Genomic DNA, 18,834 nt, shown 5'->3' on the forward strand with positions numbered 1-18,834 from the left:
GAACCCACATGAAAACTTCAACGCTGATTACTGCACTGGCATCACTCATCTTCACCCTGAACTTGCAAGCCCATGAACAAACAGCCAACACGCAAACGCTGGATAACCTGCAACGCTACAAGCTCTCCATGGTAAATCAGGACAATATTTCGCGAAAAGTCTCGGCCATGCTGGTCGAATCGACGGTCGACATGTGCCATCGCAAGGGCTACGCGGTCGCCGCCACCGTCGTCGACCGCTCTGGCATCGTACTGGCCGTCAGCCGCGCCGATAAGGCCGGGCCGTTGACGCTTGCCTCCAGCGAGCGAAAAGCCGTGACCGCGGTGTCGATGAAAAGGACAACCCGAGCGTTGATGGAAAGCGCTCAAAAGTTTCCCAATGCCGCCAACCTGGTCCATATGCCCAAGGCGCTACTTTTAATCGGCGGTGTTCCGATAAAATTCAACGCAGACGTAGTCGGGGCTATTGGTGTAGGCGGCGCTCCAGACGGGAAATTTGATGAGGAGTGCGCGAATGAGGCGCTGGCTTCATTTAAAAGTTTTCTCAGCTAGTTGGCGGATATCCGCATCGAACAACATGACTTGAACACGCCTCCCGTCACAACTTTACTGTCGGGCCGTCACTGATGACATCAGTAATACGCCCAGGATTAAACCACCACTTTAATCCACTCTTTCCGGGACAAGGGAAAAACCCCGCTTTTCGTCAGTTTCCTCGTTTGACCCACATCACTGTGGGTTAAACGAGCCATACTTTTATGAACAGCCTTCAAAAGTCGACTTGGCCGACCGGGAAGGCTGCGATACCATCCGACTCCCCAACGGACTCCCGCCAGGACGACGCGATGAACCGAGTGTTGTACCCAGGTACCTTCGACCCTATTACCAAGGGCCATGGCGATCTGGTCGAACGCGCCTCGCGCCTGTTCGATCATGTGATCATCGCCGTCGCCGCCAGCCCGAAGAAAAACCCGCTGTTTCCCCTGGAACAACGTGTGGAGCTGGCTCGCGAGGTCACCAAACATCTGCCGAACGTGGAAGTGGTCGGCTTCTCGACGCTGCTGGCGCACTTTGCCAAAGAGCAGAACGCCAACGTGTTCCTGCGTGGTTTGCGCGCGGTATCGGATTTCGAGTACGAATTTCAGCTGGCCAACATGAACCGCCAACTGGCGCCGGACGTGGAAAGCCTGTTTCTCACGCCCTCGGAGCGATATTCGTTCATTTCCTCGACGCTGGTCCGTGAAATCGCGGCGCTGGGCGGCGATATCACCAAGTTCGTTCACCCGGCGGTAGCCGACGCGCTGACCCTGCGCTTCAAGAAGTAACGACCGCTCAAGCGGCGCCCGCGTGCACTGCGGGCGCCAATGCGGCACAATTGCGCGCATTGGTTTATAGCGCCCGGGCCTGCCGCCCCGGCTGGAGTTAGCATGTCCCTGATCATCACCGACGATTGCATCAACTGCGACGTCTGCGAACCCGAGTGCCCGAACGCCGCCATTTCCCAGGGCGAAGAGATCTACGTGATCGACCCGAACCTGTGCACGCAATGTGTCGGCCACTACGACGAACCGCAGTGCCAGCAGGTCTGCCCGGTGGATTGCATTCCGCTGGACGAAGCGCATCCGGAGACTGAAGAACAGTTGATGGCGAAGTATCGGGTGATAACCGGCAAGGTTTGAGCCAGGTGTTTTTGTAGCGTTTATTCGGGCCCCATCGCGAGCAGGCTCGCTCCCACAGTGGATGTGTGTCGTTCACAAAACCAATGTGGGAGCGAGCCTGCTCGCGATGGGGCCATCAGCCACACCAAAAATCCAACTGATTTCACTCCCGATCCTCAAACCCCTCCCCCGTACACCCCAGGCACCGCACAAACGCCGCTTTCGCCGGGGCCACCACCAGCGCCTGCCCCGCGTCGCCAACACCGCCACCCAGCGCGGTAAACGGCAACGACACCACAAACACCCCGGCACCGATCACCGTCGCCACCACCAGCAACGGTCGGGCGATCAGCAAGTCGCCGATCATGGCGTAAGCCGGTGGGTTCTGGATGGCGTAACGGGGATCGCCGCTGCCGTTGTTATCAGCCGCCAGCGTCGGCAGCGCGACACACAACAGCACAGCGACGGCAAAGGTTCGAAACAAGTTCATGGCACGGTCCTTCGGCTAGGCAGTGGGAACACTGACTATAGACCGTAGGATTTGTCAGCTCTGGCAGCGTGGGCAAAAGACGCTCGCGCGCTGACCCAGCTTCACTTCCCGCAGCAACGTGCCACACACCTTGCACGGCTCGCTACCGCGTCCGTAGGCAAACAGTTCCTGCTGGAAATAGCCGGGCTGACCGTCACCACCGATGAAATCGCGCAGCGTGGTGCCGCCGCGCTCGATGGCGTGGGCGAGGATACGTTTGATCTCGATCGCCAGTTTCAGATAACGGGCCCGGGAAATGCTCTTGGCTTCGCGACGCGGGTCGATGCCGGCGGCAAACAGCGCTTCGGTCGCATAAATATTGCCGACGCCCACCACCACCGCGTTATCCATGATGAACGGCTTGACCGCCATCGAGCGTGCGCGTGACAGCTGAAACAGCCGCTCGCCGTCGAACAGGTCGGTCAACGGCTCCGGCCCCAGGCGAATCAGCAGTTCGTGGTTGAGCGGATCAAGACTCCAGAGCATCGCGCCGAACCGACGCGGGTCGGTGTAACGCAGGGCCAGGCCGGATTCCAGTTCGATATCCACATGTTCATGCTTGGCCGCCGGCAAGCCGGCTTCCACCAGTCGCAAATTGCCCGACATCCCCAGATGACTGATCAACGTACCGACTTCGGCATTGATCAGCAGGTACTTGGCCCGGCGCTCCACCAGCACGATGCGCTGGCCGGACAGCCGCACATCCAGGTCTTCGGGAATCGGCCAGCGCAGCCGGCGCTCCCGCACAATCACCCGGCTGACGCGCTGCCCTTCCAGATGCGGGGCGATGCCGCGACGGGTGGTTTCGACTTCTGGCAGTTCAGGCATGGGGCTCTCGAATCAGGCGCGCGGCAAGGGAACACCTCAGTGCTGGGCACCGAGGTCGCGAATCGTTTGTTTGAGGGTTTCGAAGTCGTAGTCCGACAAACCGAGATAGTCGAGCACCAGGTGCCCGATGCTGTTCCACTCATGGTCTTCGGTCTGGTTGCCCAGCACCCGGTAAGACGCACAGATGTGCTCGGCCATCTTCAGGATCGCCAACAGGTTTTTCAGCTGGCTGTTGCGCGACGACTCATCGCTGAAAATCGCCAGGGCATTGTGGTGATTGGCGATCGCCGTGCTCACGTGCTCCGGCAGGCGCCAGGACTTGGCTGTGTAATAACCGACCACGGCATGGTTGGTGTTGAACACGCGGTTTTCGGTGTCCACCACGCGGCAGTCAGGGCCGGCGCTGGCGTATGCCTCTTCCAGGATCGTCATGTAATTGGGGAAACGCTGGAGCATCAGCGGCACGCCGCAATCATGGAACAACCCCAGGGCATAGGCCTCATCACCCGCCTGGGCGCCAATGCGCTTGGCCAGGGTCAGGCAGGTCATCGCCACGTCCTGAGCCGTGTCCCAGAAACGATTGAGGGTGACGATGGTGTCGTCATTCATCTCGCCCTTGATCGACTGCGCGTTGATCAGGTTGATGATCGAACGGCTGCCTAACAGGTTCACTGCGCGCTGGATCGAGGCGATCTTGTTACTCAAGCCGTAATACGGCGAGTTGACGATTTTCAGCAACGAACCCGACAGGCCAGGGTCCTGGGAGATCAGCTTGGCGATCACCTCCAGGTCCGGGTCAGGCATGTACTGCTCCATCTGCAAATCCACCATGATCTGCGGCTGGGCCGGCACGCTGATGCCTTGCAGGGACTGTTGAATCTGTTCGGAAGTCAGCTCTTGGGACATAAGTACACACTCTGGGACAGGTCGCGATTCTAACCTTTAAGAAGCAGGATCGACACACCGACCGGCATATCATCGGAACTTTCATTCACGCGAAGGCTTCGGAGTTTGTAATGCCCACGGGCAAAACTTTCCTTCATGTCAGGAGCGTTATTCATGTCCAATTCACTCAATGGCAAGCGCGTCGCGATGCTGGTCACCGACGGTTTCGAGCAGGTGGAACTGACCGGGCCCAAACACGCACTGGAGCAGGCAGGCGCCAAAGTCGACATCCTGTCGGCCAGGGAAGGCCAGGTCAAAGGCTGGAACCACGACCAGCCGGCGGACGATTTCAAGGTCGACCTGACCTTCAAGGCCGCCAACATCGAGCAATACGACGCCGTCGTGCTGCCTGGTGGCGTGCAGAACTCCGACACCATTCGTATCGATCAGGATGCCCAGCATCTGGTCAAGACCGGCACCTCGGCCGGCAAGCCGATTGCGGTGATTTGCCATGGCGGCTGGCTGCTGGTGTCGGCCGGGTTGGTCAAAGGCAAGACCATGACCAGCTACAAAACCCTCAAGGATGATCTGGTGAACGCCGGCGCCAACTGGGTGGACAAGGAAGTGGTCAAGGACGGCAAACTGATCAGCAGCCGCCAGCCCGATGACATTCCGGCGTTCAATCGGGCGTTGATTGACCTGTTGTCGGCGTAACTGTGGCTGACACACCCTTGTGGCGAGGGAGCGTGCTCCCGCTCGGCTGCGCAGCAGTCGCCAATACAGCAAACGCGGTTCTCCCGATTCACCGCAATTGCCACTTGGGGACGGCTTCGCCATCCAGCGGGAGCAAGCTCCATCGCCACAGGTCTATCCGCAAACCTGGGCCTTGCGCAACACGCTATACTCCCGCTCTTTTTTCCGGAGCGACGTCATGTCCCTGCCTAGCCTGCGCCTCAAAGCCAACGCCGACCGTCGCCTGCGAAACGGTCACCTGTGGGTCTACAGCAACGAAATCGACGTAGCCGCCACCCCGCTGCACGGCTTCAAGGCCGGCGATCAGGCAATCCTCGAAGCCGCCGGTGGCAAGGCGCTGGGCATCGTTGCCATGAGCCCGAACAACCTGATCTGCGCGCGCCTGCTGTCGCGTGACATCAAGCTGGCGCTGGACAAGTCGCTGCTGGTGCACCGCATCAACGTGGCCCTGTCCCTGCGCGATCGCCTGTTCGACAAGCCGTTCTACCGCCTGGTCTACGGTGATTCCGACCTGCTGCCGGGCCTGGTGGTCGACCGTTTTGGTGACATCCTGGTGGTGCAGATCGCTTCGGCGACCATGGAAGCCCATAAAGAAGACGTGATCGCGGCCCTGACCCAAGTGCTCAAGCCAAGCGGCATTCTGTTCAAGAACGACTCCGCCGCCCGCGACGCCGAAGGCCTCGAGCGCTACGTCGAAACCGTGTTCGGCCTGGTGCCGGAGTGGGTCGCGCTGGAAGAGAACGGCGTGAAGTTCGAAGCGCCGGTCATCCAGGGCCAGAAAACCGGCTGGTTCTACGACCACCGCATGAACCGCGCGCGTCTGGCTCCGTATGCCAAGGGCAAACGCGTACTCGACCTCTACAGCTACATCGGCGGTTGGGGTGTGCAGGCTGCCGCGTTCGGCGCCAGTGAAGTGTTCTGCGTCGATGCGTCGGCCTTCGCCCTGGACGGCGTCGAGCGCAACGCCGCGCTGAACGGTTTTGCCGAGAAAATGACCTGCATCGAAGGCGATGTCTTCGAAGCCCTGAAAGAACTCAAAGCCAGCGAAGAGCGTTTCGACGTGATCGTGGCCGATCCTCCGGCGTTCATCAAACGCAAGAAAGACATGAAGAACGGTGAAGGCGCCTACCGCCGCCTGAACGAGCAAGCCATGCGCCTGCTCAGCAAGGACGGGATCCTGATCAGCGCTTCGTGCTCGATGCACCTGCCTGAAGATGATCTGCAAAACATCCTGCTGACCAGCGCCCGCCACCTGGATCGCAACATCCAGATGCTGGAGCGTGGCGGCCAGGGCCCGGATCACCCGGTTCACCCGGCCATCGCCGAAACCCGCTACATCAAGAGCATCACCTGCCGCTTGCTGCCAAACAGCTGATCATGCGGTTTTGACGGGGAGCCAACAGGCTCCCCGTTTGCTGTTCGCTCGCAACACTTCGCTCACTAAAGCCCTGCCTCTTACAATTACCTTCCAATAATACGCAGGAAATTTCCCTGCGCCCTCTATTCAATAAACCCGCACTTACAATTCTCGTACCTCGTAAGATCGTTCCCACAGAAATACTGGAACAGTCCTACTCAATCCCCCCTTGATAAGGCCTCATTACAAACTATGATTGAGTTGTCACAAAGTCGTGACATCCGACATCACTTACAAGGAGTTAAATACATGAAAGCAGTTACTCTGGAAACCAACAAGATCGCCAACCTGGCTTTTCTGGTTGCACCTATAGCCCGCTAAGTGACTGAAGCACTGGGGAGTGCCGGCTACCCAGTGTTTTCTACAACCCCCATCCAGAGCCAAGCGATTTCATGCATATAAATCCGCACCTGTTCATACTGCCACGTACGCCCCGTCAGATAGTCTGGGATTACAAAAGCCATACCCAGTTTGAACTAGACCTTGAATATTCAATACGGCTCGCAGAGCTTATCGAGAACCCGAACATATTCGACACCCACAACAAGATCGACAATCAGTTTTTAAACACCGGAATAATGACAACTTCCATGCCCGCCACTGCCAAATGGGGCTGGGATGATCTATCAAAGATATTTCATATCGGCACCAAAAATATTCCTTGCGAATACATGCCACAGAATATTCAGGAGTGGTCAAAACAATACCTCGACCACTGCACCGAAGTACTCGCCCAGGCCGCGCCATGCTTGGGCCCCGATCACCATTCGTCCCTGGAACTGATCGCTCTGCCCGAGCCCGCCCGGCTTCCCGCTGGCGACCTGACCGACGCCCTGATCAAGCGCAAGACCTGCCGCTCCTTTACCGGTGAAGCGCTATCGCTCGGCGAGGTCAGCACCTTGCTGTATCTGTCCCTCGGCTACCTCAAGGAGCGCGCTGGCGGCACCGATGAGTGCGTTGCCGAGGGCCAGGGAGCCCGCCGCAGCAGCCCGTCCGGGGGCGGATTGAATGCCTCTGAGGGCTTTGTGCTGGCGCGCAACATCAGCGGTCTGGCACCCGGGGTTTACGCCTACCATCCCGCCGAGCACGCCCTGAGTGTCGTCAACCCGCTGCCCGAATCATCGCTGGGTCAACTGCTGTGCGGGCAGCACTTCATCAATGACTTGCCCATGGGACTGTTCATCAGCGTGCGCTTCGACAAGTTGTGGTGGAAATACGAACACTCGCGGGCGTATCGCATGGCCTACATCGAGGCAGGGCATATTTCCCAGTCTTTCCAGTTGGTGGCGACAGTATTGGGTCTGGGCACCTGGCTGACGGGCGCGCTCATGGATGATCAGGTTGAAACGCTGCTCAAGCTGGATAACAGCGCAGAACAGCCGCTGTTCTTCGTTGGCTGTGGGCAAAGCGACGGGCAGGTGATGTGCAAGGAACTCAAGGAACTCCTCAGCCGCCAGGATCTGCCGTCATGAGCGAAGCCCGCGCCGACAGCACGTACCATCGTTTTACCCTGGGTAACTGGAACACCCGCGCCTCGGTGCGCAGCAGCAGGCATAACTACCTTCTGCCGGTGGACCTGGCCCAACAGCTGGAGACGCGGCACTGGTTCCCGCCGGCCCTTGTGCCGTACCTCAGCCACCCGGCCATTGCGCAGGCAGGCCGGTCGACAATCCACCGGTTGACGGCGAATCACCTGGTGTATTTTCTCGACTACACCACCCTGCTGGAACACCGCATCGTCAACCGCTCAGTGGAAACCATCATTCACGGCGAATTGGGGGTCCGCATCCCGCAACCCATGAAGACCGCCGCCCTGCAGCTTTATACCGATGAGGGCTTTCATGCACTGTTCTCGGACGGCCTCGCAGCACGGATCTCCCGCTTCTACAGCATCGTGCCACGCCCGGTAATGCCCCGTCGCATCACCCGCCTCAACGCCCTGCTCACCAATGTTCCCAAGCGACACAAGCCGCTGGCCTGGTTCCTGACCGGATTCGTGTCGGAGACAATCATTGCCAGAGAGCTGCTGGAGGTTTGCCGCGATGCGCTGGTGTCTTGCGTCGAGGAAATGCTCAGGGACCATCTCATCGATGAGGCGCGGCACAGTCGTTATTTCTGCGAAGTGTTCGAGTTTCTATGGCTCACCCTGGACGGCGGCCAGCGCACGTTCGCCGCCAGGCTGCTGCTGGATATCCTGCTGATTTTCTTCGACGCCGACGAGCAATGGCTCATGAGCAGCCTGCACAGCGCAGGGCTTGGCGAGCAAGCCGTCTGCGATATTCTGTGCGACATAAGCGGCACGCAAGCCGTTATCCGGCGTGCGCGTTCCGGGGCTGACGCTACGCTGCAAGCTTTGAAAAAGGCCGGTTTCTTCGACCTGCCCTCCAATCAACAACTGTTCACGCAGGCAGGACTTGTCGATGGATGAAGGAACAACAGCGGTCAGCCTCCGTAAACGCCGCGCTGCCATCACCCTGTTGATGACCATGGTTCTGCTCGGGGTGTTCCCGCTGGACGTGCTGCTGCCTTCATTTCCGGCGTTAGCCGAGCACTTTCGCACCACCCCCGCCGACATTGCTTTCTCCATCAGCCTGTTCGCCGTCGGGATTTCACTGTCGCAACTGTTGATCGGCCCATTGTCGGACACACTCGGGCGCAAAGGTCTGTTGCTGCTGGGTATGGCAGTCTCGATTATCGGCGCGCTCGGCTGCCTGATGTCCACCGAGTACGCCTGGTTCCTGCTGTTCCGGCTGGTGCAAGCCATCGGCTGCGGCTGTTTCGTGCTGACCCAGGCACTGGTGCAGGACCTGTTCGAAGGCAAGGAACGTGACCGCTTGAGGATTTTGATGGCCACCGCCAGCGGGGTCTTCATTTCCATTTCGCCGCTGGCGGGCACCTTGCTGCAGCAGGCCATGGACTGGCCCGGCAGCTTTGTCGTATTCATCGCCCTGGCCTGCGCCGTTTTCCTGAAAGCCTGTGTCTTCCTGGAAAATCTGCGCCCGGCCAACACCGCACCCCACGGCATCATTCGCTCATACCAGCGGGTTTACCGCGACCCGGTATTCCTCGGTTACTGGCTGATCGCGGCGATTGCCTTTGCCTGCCACTTTTCCTTCATTGTGATTTCGCCGCTGATCTTCCTGGAGAGGTTGCAGCTATCGCCCTACGCGTTCTCCCTGACGCTGCTGCTCTACGGCCTGGCGTACATCATCGGCGGCATCGTCGCCCGCTTTCTCGCCGGCCGCATGGCACCCAATACACAAATTTTCACGGGCCTGAGCCTGATCTTCCTTTCGGGCCTGGTGATGTTGGCGCTCGCCGTCCTGCTGGGGCTCTCGATCCTCACGGTGCTGGTCCCGATGATCATCTGCACCGCCGGCACCACCATTGCCCGCCCGATTGCCACCTCCAGGGCCATGGAAGTGTTTCCTGACAATGCCGGTACATCGGCGTCGGCGGGAAGTACGCTGGTGTTCATTTTCGGTGGCTTGATCAGCGCCCTGATCAACCTGAACGGCGCCAACCTGCAAACGAGTCTTGCCCTGACTTTCCTGCTATTGAGTACCTTGGCCATCACCCTCAACGCATTGATCAGCCGCCGTCAGCGCATGCTGGTCAGCGGCTGAACACGGCCGGTCGTCATCCCGCACGCCGCGTCAGCGCTGGATCAACACTTTGTGCCATTCCCTCCTGACGTCAGCGGTGTAGAATCACGAGATTCATCGCCATTCATCCCCCGGCGGGTTTATGAGCTCAGGCTGAGGCAAGCGGCGATCCCGCAAAGTCATCGGCAACTTCAGGACACACGGCTATTTCCGGGTGTTCCAGACGTCAATAGAAGCTCACTCCCCTTTGATACCTGATTAGCCGCCCGGAGTGCTCCATGCCTGATTACCGCTCGAAAACGTCCACCCACGGTCGCAACATGGCCGGCGCCCGCGCACTGTGGCGCGCCACGGGGATGAAAGATGACGACTTCAAGAAGCCGATCATCGCCATTGCCAACTCCTTCACCCAGTTCGTACCGGGCCATGTCCACCTCAAGGACCTGGGTCAGTTGGTCGCTCGTGAAATCGAACGGGCCGGTGGCGTCGCAAAAGAATTCAACACCATCGCCGTCGATGACGGCATCGCCATGGGCCACGATGGCATGCTGTATTCGCTGCCGAGCCGCGAGATCATCGCCGACTCCGTCGAGTACATGGTCAACGCCCACTGCGCCGACGCCATCGTCTGCATCTCCAACTGCGACAAGATCACCCCCGGCATGCTGATGGCCTCCCTGCGCCTGAACATCCCGGTGATCTTCGTTTCCGGCGGCCCGATGGAAGCCGGCAAGACCAAGCTCGCCAGCCACGGCCTCGACCTGGTCGACGCCATGGTGATCGCCGCCGACTCCAGCGCTTCTGACGAGAAAGTCGCTGAATACGAGCGTAGCGCCTGCCCGACATGCGGTTCGTGCTCCGGCATGTTCACCGCCAACTCGATGAACTGCCTGGTCGAAGCCCTGGGCCTGGCGTTGCCGGGCAATGGTTCGACCCTGGCCACCCACAGCGACCGCGAGCAACTGTTCCTGCAAGCCGGCCGCACCATCGTCGAGCTGTGCAAGCGTTACTACGGCGAGAACGACGAGTCGGTCTTGCCGCGCAACATCGCCAACTTCAAGGCGTTCGAGAACGCCATGACCCTGGACATCGCCATGGGCGGCTCCACCAACACCATCCTGCACTTGCTGGCCGCCGCCCAGGAAGCCGAGATCGACTTCGACCTGAAGGACATCGACCGCCTGTCCCGCCACGTGCCGCAACTGTGCAAAGTCGCGCCGAACATCCAGAAGTACCACATGGAAGACGTGCACCGCGCCGGCGGCATCTTCAGCATCCTCGGTTCGCTGGCCCGTGGCGGCTTGCTGCACACCGAGCTGCCGACCGTGCACAGCAAGACCATGGCCGAAGGCATCGCCAAGTGGGACATCACCCAGACCACCGACGAAGCCGTGCATCACTTCTTCAAGGCCGGCCCTGCGGGCATCCCGACGCAAACCGCGTTCAGCCAGTCGACCCGCTGGGAAACCCTGGACGACGACCGTGAAAACGGCTGCATCCGCAGTGTCGAACACGCTTACTCGCAAGAAGGCGGCCTGGCCGTTCTCTACGGCAACATCGCCCTGGACGGTTGCGTGGTCAAAACTGCCGGCGTCGACGAGTCGATCCACGTGTTCGAAGGCAACGCGAAGATTTTCGAAAGCCAGGACAGCGCTGTACGCGGCATCCTCGCGGACGAAGTGAAGGCCGGCGACATCGTGATCATTCGTTACGAAGGCCCGAAAGGCGGCCCGGGCATGCAGGAAATGCTCTACCCGACCTCGTACCTGAAATCCAAAGGCCTGGGCAAAGCCTGCGCCTTGCTCACCGATGGCCGTTTCTCCGGCGGCACCTCGGGCCTGTCCATCGGCCACGCTTCGCCGGAAGCCGCTGCCGGCGGTGCGATTGGCCTGGTGCAAGATGGCGACAAGGTACTGATCGACATTCCGAACCGCTCGATCAACCTGTTGATCAGCGATGAAGAGCTGGCGGCACGCCGGGTCGAGCAGGACAGCAAAGGCTGGAAACCGGTGGAAAAACGCCCACGCAAAGTCACCACCGCGCTGAAAGCGTACGCCCTGCTGGCCACCAGTGCCGACAAGGGTGCCGTGCGTAACAAGGCGATGCTAGACGGGCTGTAAGCGTCAGTCGCAGAAATAAAAATGCCCCGCCAAGTGCGGGGCATTTTTGTGCCTGGCCGAATCCCTTAAACACTGGAGACACTGGAGATCAATGTGGGAGCTGGCTTGCCTGCGATGCAGACAACTCGATCTATCTGATACACCGAGTTGATGCCTTCGCAGGCAAGCCAGATCCCACAGGGGGGGCTCTGGCGTCCACAGAACTTGTGATTCACCTCGATCCTTTGTGGGAGCGAGCCTGCTCGCGATGAGAGCGACCCGGCCTTACTGAATCTCGTCCGGCTTGACGATCACCCAGTTCTTGTCCGCCGTCACCGGCAGGCCTTCTTTGGCCTGGGCCGCGGCATGCTTGGCCATCATGCCGTTGAGTTGGGTCATGTATTTATCTTTACGATTGACCCACAAGTGGATGCCACCCTTGGCCACGTCAACACTGTGGAACAGCATGTAGCCATCGCTCGTCGGGGTGTCGCCGCCGACCAGCACCGGTTTTTTCCATTCGTCGATATAGGTCAGGATCGCCGCCTGTTTGCCGGCCATCCACGTCGCCGGAGTCCACAGATAAGGCGTCAGTTCCAGGCCGAGGTTGGCCTTCTCGTCATACTTGCCAGCGGTGATCTGCTTGCGCGCAGTGGTCAGTTCGCCGGTCTTGCGGTCCTTGAGCAGCGTGCTCACGCCAATCACGTTCTGCGGCTTGACGTTGTAGCCGTACTTCGGATCGGCAGCGACCATACGCACCAGTTCCTCGGAGGCGGCGGTCATCACATAGACCTCAATGCCGTTCTCCATCAGCTTGTTGTACAGCTCGGCCTGGCCGGTGAAGACTTTCGGCGGTGGAACATCAATGTTCTTGACCACATCGCCGTCGTAATAAGTGCTCGGCACCGGTTTGCCGGACGCCATCAGCTCATCGACATAGCCCTTGAGTTCCTGAAGGGTGAAGCCGGCAAACACCTGCGCAACCCATGGATAGCAAACCATGTCGTCGATTTCGCAGAGGCGATAGTAGTAACTGAACAGGCTTTCCTTGTGGTCGGCGGTGTCTTTGAACGGGATCAGTTTCAGGGACGGATCAAGTGTCTCGCGGGTGATCAGGCCCTTGTTCTCCAGAAACGGCAGAAGTGACTCTTCGAGGTCATAACGGTAACTGGTGTTGTCCATGTCGAACACCGCAAAGTTACCCTTGTTGGCATTGGCCGCGATCATGGCGTCCAGCGCTCTGGCCTGATCGGCTGGCCAGTGTTTCAACTCGGTGGCGAACGCCTGGCTGGCGAGGCCTAACCCCACTCCTAAAGTCAATGCGACAGCCAGAATCTTCGGTGCGAATTTCATCGGCATGCTTCCTTGTAGAGAGACCCTGATTCAAAGAATCGACGCTAACAAAAAAGTATGACAATCCTCGTCTGCCCGCGACCGCTTGCGTCCTGATTCCGTCAGGCGCATTCCCCGCAGCGGCACCGGCTTATTCCAAAAACGACAGTCCACCTTCATTTTTGGTATTAATTCATTAGATATCAAGCTGTTAGGCTTGCCGGTTCGCAGCTGCCCAAGCATGCAGCTGGCACAAGTCTATGGAGACTCTATGAATCTGCCGCTGATTCTCAATCTGCTGGTGTTCCTCGCGCTGCTGTTCGGCCTGGCGCAAACCCGTCATACCGGCTGGAGCCTGGCCAAGAAAGTCTTGCTCGCCCTGGCGCTGGGCGTGGTCTTTGGTGTGGCACTGCACGCCATTTACGGTGCCGGCAACCCGGTCCTGAAAGCCTCGATCGGTTGGTTCGATCTGGTCGGTAACGGCTACGTGCAGTTGCTGCAAATGATCGTGATCCCGCTGGTGTTCGCCTCGATCCTCAGCGCCGTGGCCCGCCTGCACAACGCTTCGTCGCTGGGCAAGATCAGTTTCCTGACCATCGGCACGCTGCTGTTCACCACCGCCATCGCGGCGCTGATCGGCATCGGCCTGACCAACCTGTTTGGCCTGACCGCCGACGGCCTGGTCGCTGGCACTCAGGAAATGGCGCGCCTGCAAACGATCCAGACCGACTACGCCGGCAAGGTCGCCGACCTGAATGTGCCGCAGCTGCTGCTGTCGTTCATCCCGCAGAACCCGTTCGCCGACCTGGCGCGCGCCAAGCCGACGTCGATCATCAGCGTAGTGATTTTCGCCGCGTTCCTCGGCGTCGCCGCGCTGCAACTGCTGAAAGATGATGTCGAAAAAGGTCAGAAAGTGATCAACGCCATCGACACCCTGCAAGCCTGGGTGATGCGTCTGGTGCGCCTGGTGATGAAGCTGACTCCGTACGGTGTGCTGGCGCTGATGACCAAAGTGGTCGCCGGTTCCAACCTGCAAGACATCATCAAGCTTGGCAGTTTCGTGGTGGTGTCCTACATCGGGCTGGGTTTGATGTTTGTCGTCCACGGTTTGCTGGTGTCGGCGGCCGGGATCAACCCGCTGCGTTTCTTCCGCAAGATCTGGCCGGTGCTGACCTTTGCCTTCACCAGCCGCTCCAGCGCCGCAAGCATTCCGTTGAGCATCGAAGCGCAGACCCGTCGTCTGGGCATCCCGCAGTCCATTGCCAGTTTCGCCGCCTCGTTCGGCGCGACCATTGGCCAGAACGGCTGCGCCGGTCTGTACCCGGCAATGTTGGCCGTGATGGTGGCGCCGACCGTGGGCATCAACCCGCTGGATCCGCTGTGGATCGCAACACTGGTGGCGATTGTGACCCTGAGTTCGGCCGGTGTGGCGGGCGTGGGTGGCGGTGCGACATTTGCCGCGTTGATCGTGCTGCCGGCCATGGGCTTGCCGGTGTCACTGGTGGCGTTGCTGATCTCGGTTGAACCGCTGATCGACATGGGCCGCACGGCGTTGAACGTGAGTGGTTCGATCACGGCCGGGGCGATCACCAGCCAGATGATGCAGCAGACCGATAAAGCGCTGCTGGATGCGGATGAGCATGCGGAGTTGGCTCAGGCTTAAGATTTTCGTTGCCTGAGCGGGCCTCTTCGCGAGCAAGCTCGCTCCCACAGGGATCTGCGGTGTTCACAGAATATGTGTTTCACCTCAAACCACTGTGGGAGCGAGCTTGCTCGCGAAGCTTTTAGGCTTTCTCCCACACCTCGAAGCTGTACGCCGGCTTATCCCCTTCTGCCGCATTCGGCACATTCGACACCAGCTTCCACTGGCCCAAATCAAACTCCGGAAACCACGCATCCCCCTCCGGGCTAAGCGCCACGCGTGTCAGGTACAGCCGATCGGCCTGTGCCAGGCCCTGGGCATACAACTGTGCCCCGCCAATCAGCATCAGCTCATCAACGCCCTGCTCCGTCGCCCACGCTTCAGCGCGAACCACTGCGGCCTCCAGTGACGGATAAACCTCCGCGCCTTGAAGCACCAGATCCGCCTGACGGCTGACCACGATGTTCAACCGGCCCGGCAGCGGACGGCCAAGGGAATCCCAGGTCTTGCGACCCATGATGATCGGCTTGCCCAAGGTGGTGGCCTTGAAGTACTTGAAGTCCCCCGGCAAGTGCCAGGGCATGCTGTTGTCGACGCCGATCACACGGTTTTCACCGAGGGCTGCGATCAGGCTGAGGGGGAGTGATTTAGTCATGTCGGCGAGGATACCAGAGCCACCCTTTCCCCGATAAGCGCCACAGCGGTTATGCTCAGCGTTCATTGGAGCGACGGGATGACGCGTGACTGAACTGAATAACCTCTGGCTGACCGAGACCATTCGCCTGCGTGAAGAACACGCGGGCTTGCTGGATGATCTGGAAGCCAATCGGCTGGCCCGCACCGCAGGCGGCGACCTGCCGGCCCGGATTCAGTACCGGGCCCTGTGGCTGGCCGAACGGGACGGACTGACCAACGCGCTCAAGCACTGGCTGCAAGGTGCGCGTCTGGCACTGCTGGTGTTGGCGGTGCTGGCGGCGATCAGCGGTGCCGGCCTGGCGTTTGCCGCGCTGGGCGACGGACAACTGGCGGTGAATGTGTTCTGGGCACTGGGCAGTCTGCTCGGGTTGAACCTGATTCTGCTGCTGAGCTGGGCCTTGGGCCTGGTGTTTGCCGGTGAACACGGCGCCACCCTCGGACGCCTGTGGCTGTGGCTCAGCGAAAAATTCGCCCGCGATGCCAAGGCTGCACAACTGGCGCCGGCGCTGCTGTTGTTGTTGCAACGGCAAAAACTCAATCGCTGGGCCATCGGCGTGCTGGTCAACAGTGTGTGGTCGCTGGCGATGCTCAGCGCCCTGACCCTGTTGCTGACGCTGATGGCGACCCGCCGTTACGGCTTTGTCTGGGAAACCACCCTGCTCAGCGCCGACACCTTTGTCGCAATGACCCAAACCCTCGGCACCTTGCCGGCACTGCTCGGTTTCAACGTGCCGACCGTGGAGATGATCCGCGCCAGTGGCGACACCGCGCTCAATATCGAAAGCGCCCGTCAGGCCTGGGCGACGTGGCTGGTGGGCGTGGTGGTGGTCTACGGCGTGGCGCCCCGCCTGCTGCTGGCACTGTTTTGCCTGTGGCGTTGGAAAACCGGCCGTGGCGCGTTGCGTCTGGATTTGAACCTGCCCGGCTATGCCCAATTGCGCGAACGCCTGATGCCCAGCAGCGAACGCCTGGGCATCAGCGACGCGGCGCCGGATCAGTTACATCAGGTCGAAAGCGGCGTCAGCGACCTGCAAAGCGACGGCGCGCTGCTGGTGGCCATCGAGCTGGACGAGCAACGCCCATGGCCGCCAGCACTGCCGAAAACGGTGAGCAACGCAGGCATTCTCGACAGCCGAGAGTCGCGCAACAAACTGCTGGAACAACTCAGCCGCTTTCCCCCGGCCCGTCTGGCCATTGCCTGCGACCCACGGCGGTCGCCGGATCGCGGCAGCCTGGCGCTGATTGCCGAGCTGGCCCGCAGTGCCAGCGCCACGCGAGTCTGGCTGCTGCAAGCGCCGCCCGGTGAAGCGCTTGACGCCGCACGGCTCGGTGACTGGCACGCGGCGCTGCAACAGCTGGAGCTGCCATTCGCCGATTGCGCGCCGCTGAACTGGCTGGAGACCGGCCATGACTAAACCTCTAAAGCTTGCCGTCGTCGGCCACACCAATGTCGGCAAAACCTCGTTGTTGCGCACCCTGACCCGGGATGTCGGCTTCGGCGAAGTGTCCCACCGGCCCAGCACCACTCGACACGTCGAGGGCGCACGTCTGTCGGTGGACGGCGAACCGCTGCTTGATCTGTACGACACACCGGGGCTGGAAGACGCCATCGCTCTGCTCGACTATCTGGAGCGCCTGGAACGTCCCGGCGAACGCCTCGACGGCCCGGCGCGGTTGGCCCGATTCCTTGAAGGCAGCGAGGCGCGGCAACGGTTCGAACAGGAAGCCAAAGTCCTGCGCCAACTGCTGGCCTCGGATGCCGGCCTGTACGTGATCGACGCCCGGGAACCGGTGTTGGCCAAGTACCGCGACGAGCTGCAAGTGCTGGCCAGTTGTGGCAAACCGTTATTGCCGGTGCTCAATTTCGTCAGCAGCGCCAACCACCGCGAGCCCGATTGGCGCGAAGCCCTGGCGCGGCTTGGGCTGCATGCCCTGGTGCGTTTTGACAGCGTCGCGCCGCCGGAAGATGGCGAACAACGACTCTATGAAAGCCTTGCCCTGTTGCTGGAAAATGCCCGGCCACAACTCGAACGGCTGATCGTCGACCAGCAGGCCCAGCGCCTGGTCCGCCAGCAAAGCGCGGCGCGATTGATTGCCGAATTGCTGATCGATTGCGCGGCCTGCCGGCGCAGCGTGGTCAGCGATGCCGGGCAGGAGCAACAGGCAATCAGCGAGTTGCGCAAAGCCGTTCGCCAACGTGAGCAACGCTGCGTCGAAGCCCTGCTGAAGCTTTACGGCTTTCGCCCGCAGGACGCGGCCGCCAGTGACTTGCCGCTGCTGGATGGGCGCTGGGGCGATGACCTGTTCAACCCCGAAACCCTGAAACAGCTCGGTGTGCGAGTCGGTAGCGGCATTGCAGCCGGCGCGGCAGCCGGTGCTGGCGTCGACTTGCTGGTGGGCGGCCTGACCCTCGGTGCCGCCGCATTGGCCGGGGCCATTGCCGGTGGCGCCCTGCAAACGGCGCGCAGTTATGGCAGTCGTTTGCTGGGCAAAATCAAGGGCCAGCGCGAACTGACCGTCGACGACAGCGTGCTGCGCCTGCTGGCCTTGCGTCAGCGCCAATTGGTGCAAGCGCTGAACCAGCGCGGGCATGCAGCGATGGACAGCATCCAGGTCGCCACACCCCAGGACAAGACCTGGCGCGAAGGCAAGCTGCCGAACGCATTGAACAAGGCACGGGCGCATCCGCAGTGGTCGTCGCTTAATCCCCATGCGAAGTTGAATCAGGCGGAACGGCAGGAGCAGGTTGAGGTATTGGCGCAGCAGCTTTGAGCTAGCAGATGATTAACGCCAGTTGAACTTCAGATACCCGTTACTCAGGTGCGAGACCAGTTTCTGATCCACCGCATCCTGATCACCGTCGTTATCGATATCGAAGTTGATCGTCCAGTCCAGCTTTCCATCGTTGTTGGTGTCGTAGGCAGACGCGGTGTAAACAATGCTTTGATCCGACGGTTTGCCGATGCCTTCATGGAAATGCAGACGCACGGTGTCTGGCGAACCGTCGTTGGCAAAGTCCTCGGTGAATATTTTCAGATAGCGCTCCCAGGTCTCCCCGCGATTAAACCAGTTGAGCTGCAAGAACGTCTCCGCAAACGCCTTGAGCAAACGCTCGTCGCTGAGGTCTTCCTTGCCATCGTTGTTTACGTCGCCGACCTGAAAATCAATCTTGCCATTGGCGGTCATATCCAGCGCATAGGCTTTATGGACGAGCGTATCTTCGGCAGCCTTGGTTTCCTCGAAAAAATGAAGAAGCACAGTATCTGCCTTGCCATTCCCGATTCGGTCCTGGGCAGTCACTTTCAAATAGCGCATGTAGATGTCTCTCATCGATAAAAGGCCGGCCACGCTAGCCCCTCCTTACCGAACTATCTGCAAGACCACTCTGCTT

The 18,834-nt window shown here is 60.2% G+C and carries 18 protein-coding genes; 12 read left to right on the forward strand and 6 right to left on the reverse strand.

The window, feature by feature from the left end:
- Window positions 1-8 precede the first annotated feature (8 nt).
- From POF45_RS14115 to POF45_RS14125, 3 genes are all read left to right on the forward strand, one after another.
- On the forward strand, window positions 9-551 hold the full coding sequence (locus POF45_RS14115) for a GlcG/HbpS family heme-binding protein (RefSeq protein ID WP_259497302.1): 543 nt from the start codon (window positions 9-11) through the stop codon (window positions 549-551).
- A gap of 293 nt (window positions 552-844) precedes the next feature.
- A complete protein-coding gene (gene coaD, locus POF45_RS14120) occupies window positions 845-1,324 on the forward strand; it encodes a pantetheine-phosphate adenylyltransferase (RefSeq protein WP_003176711.1) in 480 nt (159 codons plus the stop codon).
- A gap of 102 nt (window positions 1,325-1,426) precedes the next feature.
- Complete coding sequence (locus POF45_RS14125; protein ID WP_028621174.1) at window positions 1,427-1,678, forward strand: YfhL family 4Fe-4S dicluster ferredoxin; 252 nt, start codon at window positions 1,427-1,429, stop codon at window positions 1,676-1,678.
- Between the two features lie 142 nt (window positions 1,679-1,820).
- Here POF45_RS14125 and POF45_RS14130 read toward each other — a convergent pair whose 3' ends face one another.
- The 3 genes from POF45_RS14130 to POF45_RS14140 are packed head-to-tail and all read right to left on the reverse strand — an operon-like array spanning window position 1,821 to window position 3,866.
- Complete coding sequence (locus tag POF45_RS14130; RefSeq protein ID WP_282315903.1) at window positions 1,821-2,147, reverse strand: multidrug transporter; 327 nt, start codon at window positions 2,145-2,147, stop codon at window positions 1,821-1,823.
- Between the two features lie 54 nt (window positions 2,148-2,201).
- Window positions 2,202-3,014 (reverse strand): bifunctional DNA-formamidopyrimidine glycosylase/DNA-(apurinic or apyrimidinic site) lyase, encoded by an 813-nt coding sequence (gene mutM / locus POF45_RS14135; protein ID WP_259497304.1) that lies wholly within the window; start codon window positions 3,012-3,014, stop codon window positions 2,202-2,204.
- 36 nt (window positions 3,015-3,050) lie between these two features.
- Window positions 3,051-3,866, reverse strand: a complete 816-nt coding sequence (locus POF45_RS14140) for an HDOD domain-containing protein (RefSeq protein ID WP_259503286.1) — start codon at window positions 3,864-3,866, stop codon at window positions 3,051-3,053.
- Between the two features lie 207 nt (window positions 3,867-4,073).
- Between POF45_RS14140 and POF45_RS14145 the strand changes: the two genes are divergently transcribed.
- From POF45_RS14145 to ilvD, 6 genes are all read left to right on the forward strand, one after another.
- A complete protein-coding gene (locus POF45_RS14145) occupies window positions 4,074-4,613 on the forward strand; it encodes a type 1 glutamine amidotransferase domain-containing protein (RefSeq protein WP_259497305.1) in 540 nt (179 codons plus the stop codon).
- A gap of 217 nt (window positions 4,614-4,830) precedes the next feature.
- Window positions 4,831-6,027 (forward strand): class I SAM-dependent rRNA methyltransferase, encoded by a 1,197-nt coding sequence (locus tag POF45_RS14150; protein WP_259497306.1) that lies wholly within the window; start codon window positions 4,831-4,833, stop codon window positions 6,025-6,027.
- Between the two features lie 434 nt (window positions 6,028-6,461).
- Window positions 6,462-7,541 (forward strand): SagB/ThcOx family dehydrogenase, encoded by a 1,080-nt coding sequence (locus POF45_RS14155; RefSeq protein ID WP_259497307.1) that lies wholly within the window; start codon window positions 6,462-6,464, stop codon window positions 7,539-7,541.
- A complete protein-coding gene (locus POF45_RS14160) occupies window positions 7,538-8,497 on the forward strand; it encodes a diiron oxygenase (RefSeq protein WP_259497308.1) in 960 nt (319 codons plus the stop codon). Before POF45_RS14155 ends, POF45_RS14160 begins: the two co-directional genes overlap by 4 nt.
- Window positions 8,490-9,695 carry an MFS transporter gene (locus POF45_RS14165; RefSeq protein WP_282315904.1) on the forward strand — a complete coding sequence of 402 codons (1,206 nt, stop codon included), beginning with the start codon at window positions 8,490-8,492 and terminating at the stop codon, window positions 9,693-9,695. Before POF45_RS14160 ends, POF45_RS14165 begins: the two co-directional genes overlap by 8 nt.
- 257 nt (window positions 9,696-9,952) lie before the next feature.
- On the forward strand, window positions 9,953-11,794 hold the full coding sequence (gene ilvD / locus POF45_RS14170; RefSeq protein ID WP_259497310.1) for a dihydroxy-acid dehydratase: 1,842 nt from the start codon (window positions 9,953-9,955) through the stop codon (window positions 11,792-11,794).
- Between the two features lie 264 nt (window positions 11,795-12,058).
- Here ilvD and POF45_RS14175 read toward each other — a convergent pair whose 3' ends face one another.
- Window positions 12,059-13,126, reverse strand: coding sequence for an HAD family hydrolase (locus tag POF45_RS14175; RefSeq protein WP_282315906.1), 1,068 nt, complete (start codon window positions 13,124-13,126; stop codon window positions 12,059-12,061).
- A gap of 250 nt (window positions 13,127-13,376) precedes the next feature.
- Here POF45_RS14175 and POF45_RS14180 point away from each other — a divergent pair, with 250 nt between their 5' ends.
- Window positions 13,377-14,768, forward strand: coding sequence for an L-cystine transporter (locus POF45_RS14180; RefSeq protein ID WP_259497312.1), 1,392 nt, complete (start codon window positions 13,377-13,379; stop codon window positions 14,766-14,768).
- Between the two features lie 121 nt (window positions 14,769-14,889).
- Here the strand turns inward: POF45_RS14180 and POF45_RS14185 are convergent, their stop codons facing one another.
- On the reverse strand, window positions 14,890-15,402 hold the full coding sequence (locus POF45_RS14185) for a dihydrofolate reductase (RefSeq protein WP_282315908.1): 513 nt from the start codon (window positions 15,400-15,402) through the stop codon (window positions 14,890-14,892).
- Window positions 15,403-15,487: 85 nt separating this feature from the next.
- Here POF45_RS14185 and POF45_RS14190 point away from each other — a divergent pair, with 85 nt between their 5' ends.
- Both POF45_RS14190 and POF45_RS14195 read left to right on the forward strand, forming a co-directional pair.
- Window positions 15,488-16,858 (forward strand): DUF2868 domain-containing protein, encoded by a 1,371-nt coding sequence (locus POF45_RS14190; RefSeq protein ID WP_282315909.1) that lies wholly within the window; start codon window positions 15,488-15,490, stop codon window positions 16,856-16,858.
- Window positions 16,851-18,215, forward strand: coding sequence for a GTPase/DUF3482 domain-containing protein (locus POF45_RS14195; protein ID WP_259497316.1), 1,365 nt, complete (start codon window positions 16,851-16,853; stop codon window positions 18,213-18,215). The genes POF45_RS14190 and POF45_RS14195 overlap by 8 nt, the downstream gene beginning before the upstream one ends.
- A gap of 12 nt (window positions 18,216-18,227) precedes the next feature.
- Here POF45_RS14195 and POF45_RS14200 read toward each other — a convergent pair whose 3' ends face one another.
- Window positions 18,228-18,791 carry a hypothetical protein gene (locus POF45_RS14200; protein ID WP_282315910.1) on the reverse strand — a complete coding sequence of 188 codons (564 nt, stop codon included), beginning with the start codon at window positions 18,789-18,791 and terminating at the stop codon, window positions 18,228-18,230.
- Window positions 18,792-18,834 lie beyond the last annotated feature (43 nt).

The organism is Pseudomonas fungipugnans (genome assembly GCF_029955235.1).
Classification (GTDB): Bacteria; Pseudomonadota; Gammaproteobacteria; order Pseudomonadales; family Pseudomonadaceae; genus Aquipseudomonas; species Aquipseudomonas fungipugnans.